The sequence below is a fragment of the Candidatus Cloacimonadota bacterium genome (genome assembly GCA_011372345.1).
Classification (GTDB): domain Bacteria; phylum Cloacimonadota; class Cloacimonadia; order Cloacimonadales; family TCS61; genus DRTC01.
Genome location: DRTC01000515.1, coordinates 1 through 6,437 on the forward strand (window position 1 = coordinate 1; position 6,437 = coordinate 6,437).

At 33.8% G+C, this 6,437-nt stretch carries 7 protein-coding genes and 1 pseudogene; 7 read left to right on the plus strand and 1 reads right to left on the minus strand.

What is annotated here, in order from left to right; genetic code table 11:
- The first annotated feature begins 100 nt into the window (after positions 1–100).
- The 6 genes from ENL20_09875 to ENL20_09900 all read left to right on the plus strand — a co-directional run bounded on the left by ENL20_09875 (position 101) and on the right by ENL20_09900 (position 5,020).
- Positions 101–286 carry a hypothetical protein gene (locus ENL20_09875; protein HHE38865.1) on the plus strand — a complete coding sequence of 62 codons (186 nt, stop codon included), beginning with the start codon at positions 101–103 and terminating at the stop codon, positions 284–286.
- A 142-nt stretch (positions 287–428) separates the two neighbouring features.
- Positions 429–1,592, plus strand: coding sequence for a site-specific DNA-methyltransferase (locus ENL20_09880; GenBank protein ID HHE38866.1), 1,164 nt, complete (start codon positions 429–431; stop codon positions 1,590–1,592).
- A 115-nt stretch (positions 1,593–1,707) separates the two neighbouring features.
- The gene (locus tag ENL20_09885) at positions 1,708–2,022 is read left to right on the plus strand and encodes a hypothetical protein (protein HHE38867.1); all 315 of its coding nucleotides are present in this window, start codon (positions 1,708–1,710) and stop codon (positions 2,020–2,022) included.
- Positions 2,023–2,099: 77 nt separating this feature from the next.
- Positions 2,100–2,570, plus strand: a complete 471-nt coding sequence (locus ENL20_09890; GenBank protein HHE38868.1) for a MaoC family dehydratase — start codon at positions 2,100–2,102, stop codon at positions 2,568–2,570.
- A 134-nt stretch (positions 2,571–2,704) separates the two neighbouring features.
- Positions 2,705–3,586, plus strand: a complete 882-nt coding sequence (locus ENL20_09895; GenBank protein ID HHE38869.1) for a CoA ester lyase — start codon at positions 2,705–2,707, stop codon at positions 3,584–3,586.
- Positions 3,587–3,709: 123 nt separating this feature from the next.
- Positions 3,710–5,020 (plus strand): phenylacetate--CoA ligase family protein, encoded by a 1,311-nt coding sequence (locus ENL20_09900; GenBank protein ID HHE38870.1) that lies wholly within the window; start codon positions 3,710–3,712, stop codon positions 5,018–5,020.
- A 182-nt stretch (positions 5,021–5,202) separates the two neighbouring features.
- Here the strand turns inward: ENL20_09900 and ENL20_09905 are convergent.
- Positions 5,203–5,926 (minus strand): annotated as a pseudogene (locus ENL20_09905) (ATP-binding protein).
- 143 nt (positions 5,927–6,069) lie between these two features.
- Between ENL20_09905 and ENL20_09910 the strand changes: the two are divergent.
- The coding region (locus ENL20_09910; GenBank protein HHE38871.1) for a quinolinate synthase NadA at positions 6,070–6,437 on the plus strand (368 nt) is incomplete at its 3' end.

Consider the following 6,437-nt stretch of genomic DNA (forward strand, 5'->3'; position numbering starts at 1 on the left):
AGATTGAAATGACGGATTAAAATTGTATCACAAGCAATCCTGCTTGTGCAATTGGAACAAACAAGATTGTTTGTTATACACTTGACTTGACACTACAAACATCGATAACAAAACCTGCCGATTGAGTTTCTTTTTGGAAGCGGAAAAAACAACGCAGGAAAATTTCCATAAATTAAAAGAAGCAGGAGTAAAAATCCTGCAGGAAAAACCGGATCAGGTTGCTGATGATACATTTACTTTTCAATTTCTTGATCCGGATGGGAATATTCTGGAGGTTGTTGGATAATTGTAAGACATGATTCCAATCTTGTTTAGGAATAATTTGCATTTTTCCTTTGACGGAAATAAAGGTTCTTTCTAAAAGAAAATAGATTTAAAAAATTTAGTGGATTGTTTTTTGATATTATCAATGTAAACGGAGATAATTAATGTATAAAGAAATTGTTTTAAAATATCCTGATCGGTTAGATGACAGAGATTTGCAGGCTATTAAAATTTTCAATAGTTCATTCAACGAAAATGAGATAAGACTAGAGTGCGACAATAATCGAGTTGTAGTCTTATTGAAAGAAGTTGATCTTAATAATTTGAAAGATGTTTCTTCTCGTATTTCTTATTATTCAAAAAAGAAGATATTTCAAGATGTTCTAAATTCAATTGAACAGATAAAAAGTTACGGAATCAACGGGAAAAAAAGGAATTATGTCGATTATAATAAAGAGAGAAAAGTAAAAAGCAGGAAAGTTAAAGAACAGCAAAGAAGTCAGTATTTTTATGCACAGGGAAATGAGTTCACAAAAGAAGAAAATTCATTTCCGGAAAAATATAAGAACAGGATCATTACCGCTGATTCCGAATTTTTTTTAAAGAAGATTCCGGATAATTCTGTCGATTTGGTTTTTACTTCCCCTCCGTATAATTTCGGTTTGGAATATGCAGAGGATCAGGATACTTCATATTGGGAAGACTATTTTTCAAAATTGTTCAAAATATTTAAAGAATGCATCAGAGTTTTGAAATATGGCGGCAGGATAATTATTAATGTTCAACCTCTATTTTCGGATTATATTCCAAGTCACCAAATCATAAGTAATTTCTTCATCAAAGAAAAACTAATCTGGAAAGGTGAAATTCTCTGGGAAAAAAATAATTACAACTGCAAATATACTGCCTGGGGAAGCTGGAAAAGTCCGAGTAATCCCTATTTGAAATATACCTGGGAATTTATTGAAATCTTCTGTAAAGGTTCGTTAAAAAAGCCCGGAGTAAAAGAAAACATAGATATTTCTGCTGATGAATTTAAAAAATGGGTTGTTGCCAAATGGTCTATTGCTCCGGAAAGAAAAATGAAAGAATTTGGTCATCCTGCCATGTTCCCGCAAGAATTGGTCGAGAGAGTTCTGAAACTTTTCAGTTATCGAGGTGACATTGTTTTAGATCCTTTTAATGGAGTTGGTACAACTACAGTTGTTGCCAAGAGATTAAAAAGAAATTATCTTGGTCTCGATATCTCGGAAGAATATTGTAAAAAAGCAGAAGAAAGAATTGAAAATTTAAGATACGATTTAGGACTATTTGCTGATGAAATATGATATAAGAAAGAAAATCGAGGAATTGGTCACAACTTATGATAGTGTTGTTAAACAAGTAAATATCGACCAGAATTTTGTTATGGGCATCTAATGTAAAGCTTATACTGAAAATGCAATGATGAAAAGGATTTTGGTTGATTTCAGCCTGCTGAAAACGATTCATTCACAGATTAGTTGTTACTTGTTCCAGTTAGAAAGTCAACTTGGCGGTGATTATTGCGACTTGAAGCAGGTAACTTTCGGCAGCAGATCAACACATACTTTGATGTCGTATTTTCCTGAAGTAAAACTGCAGATATTTACTTTTCTCAAAGGTGAAAGGAAAGTAGATAGACCTATCCACCGTTCCGAATACTTCAAACCCTTGGCAAAGAAAAGGATAAAAAAAGCAATCATGCTTCTGGCTTCGGATTTGAAAAAATACCTGTAAAATAAGATTCAAATCTTGTTAATAGATAATGCTTTTCGCGATTTTTCGCATATTTCGCAGGCAAAAAGGAAAAAATTATGATCCATGAAATGAAAAAAACTTTCGGCAGATATCTGGAAGAATTCAAAGTTGGAGATGTTTATCAACATTATCCCGCTAAAACCATCACCGAAAGCGACAACAATCTATTCTGTTTATTAACAATGAATCATCATCCTTTGCACCTTGATCAGCAATATTGCGAAACTGAAACTTACGGTAAACCACTTGTCGTCGGAACTCTCGTTTTCAGTATTGTTGCAGGAATGACGGTTTCCGAGATCAGCGGGAAAGCAATCGCAAATCTCGATTATGAAAAAGTTACTCATAACAATCCTGTTTTTATCGGAGATACAATCCGTGCTGAAACTGAAATCCTCAAAGTTAGGGAATCAAAAACTAAACCTGATCGAGGAATTGTTTTTGTGGAGACTCGGGCATTTAATCAGAATAATGAAAAGGTTCTGACTTTTCGGAGACATGTTTTGGTTCCGAAGAAAGATTCGTAAAACAAGATGCTTTCTTGTTAGAGAGAATAAACCGATAATAAAACGAATATAATAATGACAATTTAGCAAGTTGTTTTATAAAGTAATTTCGCATCCTTTCGTGTATTCCGCGGGTAAGAAAAATGAAAAATAAAATGACGCAAAAAAACTACCTCCTCCGCAGCCTGCTTTTCGTTCCGGGAAACAGCACAAAATTGATGTTAAGCGCTTCCAAGACAAATGCAGATGCACTCATTCTTGACCTTGAAGATTCTGTTCTTGATTCGGAGAAAACGAAGGCTCGGGAAATCATCAAAGAAAAAGTAGAGTCAGGATTATTCCAAAATTTCCATGTTTTAGTGCGACTGAATGATCGAGAAAGCGATTTGCTGGAAGATGAAATAAAAACTCTGACAATCGAAGGAATATTTGGTTTTATTCTACCCAAATCTCAAAACGAACAAGATGTAATTTTTTTAGAAAAATTATTAGATAAAATCGAAAAGGGGAAAGAATTTCCAACTGGAAAATTCAAAATAATTCCTTTGATCGAGACTACAGAAGCTGTTTTATCCATTCAGAAAATATGTAATTCCTCAAAAAGAATAATTGCTGTTTGTTTCGGAAGCGAAGATTTTCTCAACGATCTGCAGGGAACTCACGATGAAGAAAATATCGCACTTTTAGTTCCGAGAGCAAATATCGCGATGGCAGCAAGAGCAGCAGGAATTATTCCTATCGATACACTACACACGAATGTTCATAATCTGCAAGATTTGGAGAAGGAACTGAAGGTGGCAAAAGCGCTTGGATTTGAAGGAAAACTGCTGTTGCATCCAAAAGAAATCGAACTTACACACAAATATTTTACTCCTTCGGAAGAAGAATATAAAAAGGCAAAAGAATTGTTGAGATTAAATGCGCAAGCAAAGAAACTGAGAAAAAAAGTAGCGATTATAAATGAAAGATTCATCGGACCGCCAATGATCAAAACTGCGAAAAAGATCATCAAGAGGTATGAGATGATAAAAATGTAGTTCGGAACTTGTTCCGAGAACATTTAATGTGCATCTTTTCGATTTGTAAAATATTAACCGAGTTTGATCGATTTCTGTGATTTTGTCTCGGAACAAGTTCCGAACTACAAAAAAGGATAAACATTGGAAAAATCAATCTTCCAAATACCAATTAAAACCTTAAAAAGATATTCCTTCTATAAAAAAAGTCAGTATTGGTCTAAAGAAAAACTGCAAAATTATCAAGATGAAATGCTGATAAAACTGGTCCAACACGCTGGAAAATATGTTCCTTACTATCGAAAACTTTTTAAAGAAATTGTTTTGGATTTAACTTCATTTCAGGGAAGAAAAGATTTACATAAAATTCCTTTGTTAGATAAAGAAACAGTTCGCACAAGGAAAGGTGAATTTATCGCAGATAATGCCAAAAAATATGGAATAACCTGGGATTCGACCAGCGGCACTACAGGAACTCCGCTTCATTTTGTCCTCGATAATTCGGTGCAGGCAAATAAGATCGCTGCTTTGTTACGAAGTTACAAATGGGCTGGATATTCAATTGGAAAAAAGACTTTCAGTATTCAGAGTTATTATTTCAAAAACAATGATTTCCATTATAATAAATTTTACAATATCTTGCGTTTCGATTCCAATCGATTGAAAAAAGAATCAGCTCTCAAAGTTATCAATGAAATAAAACGTTTCCAACCGAGATTTTTCATGGGATTTCCTTTTGATATTTTGATGTTGAGCAAATTTGCTGACGAGGAAGGAATTAAAATCCATTCTCCACAATCGATCGTTACATATGGAGAAACTTTATCTAAAAATAAACGGGGACTCTTAGAAAAAGCGTATAATTGCAAAGTTTACAATTTCTTTTCTCTTCACGAATGTGCGGCAATGATCTCGGAATGTGAACAGGGAAATCTGCATTTGATAGAAGATTTTGCTTTTCACGAAATTGTAGATGAATGCGGAAATGATACTTCTGAAAAAGGTTTCGGCGAACTTGTCGGAACAAGTCTTTACAATTATTCGATGCCTTTGATCAGGTATAAAATCAGTGATATTGTTCAGATTGAAAAACCAATTAAAGCTTGTAAATGTAAAAGAAATTTCCGAATTGTAAAAGAAATTTCCGGCAAACAATGCGATTTCATTCAAACTCCGGACGGTAGATTTCTTGGCTCCGTGATGTCGCATTCTATCGATAATGCAAAAGGAGTAGTCTGCTCCCAACTTATCCAGAACTCGCTCGAACATATTGTTGTAAATTTAGTTGTCGATGATTCTTTTAATAAAAAATCTCAAATCGAGTTGGAGAAAGGATTGCGGAAAAGATTGGGAAATCAGATCAAATTAGAATTCCATCAGGTTTCCCAACTGGAAAAGAAAAAGAGCGGGAAAACTCCTTTTATTATTTCGAGGATCGGGAATGAATATTCGTAACTCAATCATCCTGTTTGAGTAGCACATTTTTGTAAAATGTGTTTTGCATACTTTAAATGTTATCACAGAATGCAATTCTGTGCTACTATTGATCGGAACAAGTTCCGATCTACAGACACAATCAGTAATCCTAAAATAGTCATAACAATTCTTGGTTATGACCAAAAAAAGTCGCAACTATTTCAGGTTACAAAATCAAGATAATTCTCTTTTGTTATGATTTTTTTTCAGTATTTGGATAGGCTTTTATTAAAGAAGGTGTAAAAATGAATTTTTTATTAGGATTCCATTTGAATTCATAAGCAAATAATTTTCCTTCCTTTTCTTCGAGCAAATCGATTTTCTGTTTATGTTTCGTTCTCCAGAAATACAATTTCGCATAAATTTTATTAAAATTCAGAACACCTGACCTCAAGGATTTAACAATGACACCAAATCTAATAAATAGTCTCAACAAATATTTTTAGAGGTCAGGTGTTCTGAACTTACCAATTCCTGGGTGGAAATAGGTAACAAAAGATATTCAAACTTTCTTCCGGTCAAAGGTTCATTGATCGTATATGCCAGTTCTAATGAGGAAGAACCCGTAACTATCAACTATTTTTCCGGAATTTGGTCGATTATTAATTTTAAGGTAATTCCAATGTTTTTTACTCTTTGAGCTTCATCGATAAAAACAAATTCAGCACTGCCTAACAATTCTTTCAATTGTGTCGATGTTACCTCGGTTAAAACTTCTCTGGTATCGGATTCATCACAATTAAGAAAGATCGATTTGGAATTAAGCTCATTTCTGATCATCTGTAATAGTGTTGTTTTCCCGCTTTGCCTGGGTCCTGTTATGATTATTCCTTTTCCTTTAAGAAAATTATTTTGAACGACTTTTTTTAAAATTCTTTCGATCATAAATCCTCCAAATCCTGATTTGGTCGCGACTATTTTTGGTTAATGCTTGGAGAATATTTTTTTGCTGAAAAGAAATGTTTACAAATTTGGAATGCAATATGCATCTAAAAGTGTTTTAATTCATGAGTCCAGGAGATTGAAAAATGGAAAATATTGATTGGAATTCTCTCTCAAACGAAGAATTGTATCGAATTGCAGCCAAACTGAAAAAAGATAAAAACTGTTTTGTCATTGCTCACAACTACCAGGATTTGGAAGTTCAAAAAATTGCGGATTATGTTGGAGATTCGTTGCAAATGGCGAGAGTTGCTGCAGAAACAGATGCTGACATGATCCTTCTATGCGGAATAAAGATCATGGCTGAAACTGCTAAAATATTGAATCCTGAGAAGAAAGTCCTGATGTCACATTTCGATGCTGATTGTCCGCTGGCAAATATGAAAACAACCGAAGATTTGCAAATTCTAAAAAAAAGATATCCGGAAGCAGAAGTTGTTTGCTATGTCAATTC

Bases quoted from the DNA above. Each gene is read 5' to 3' on its own strand.
- ENL20_09895 (HHE38869.1), top strand. From the start codon at position 2,705: ATGACGCAAAAAAACTACCTCCTCCGCAGCCTGCTTTTCGTTCCGGGA.
- ENL20_09880 (HHE38866.1), top strand. From the start codon at position 429: ATGTATAAAGAAATTGTTTTAAAATATCCTGATCGGTTAGATGACAGA.
- ENL20_09890 (HHE38868.1), top strand. From the start codon at position 2,100: ATGATCCATGAAATGAAAAAAACTTTCGGCAGATATCTGGAAGAATTC.
- ENL20_09885 (HHE38867.1), top strand. From the start codon at position 1,708: ATGATGAAAAGGATTTTGGTTGATTTCAGCCTGCTGAAAACGATTCAT.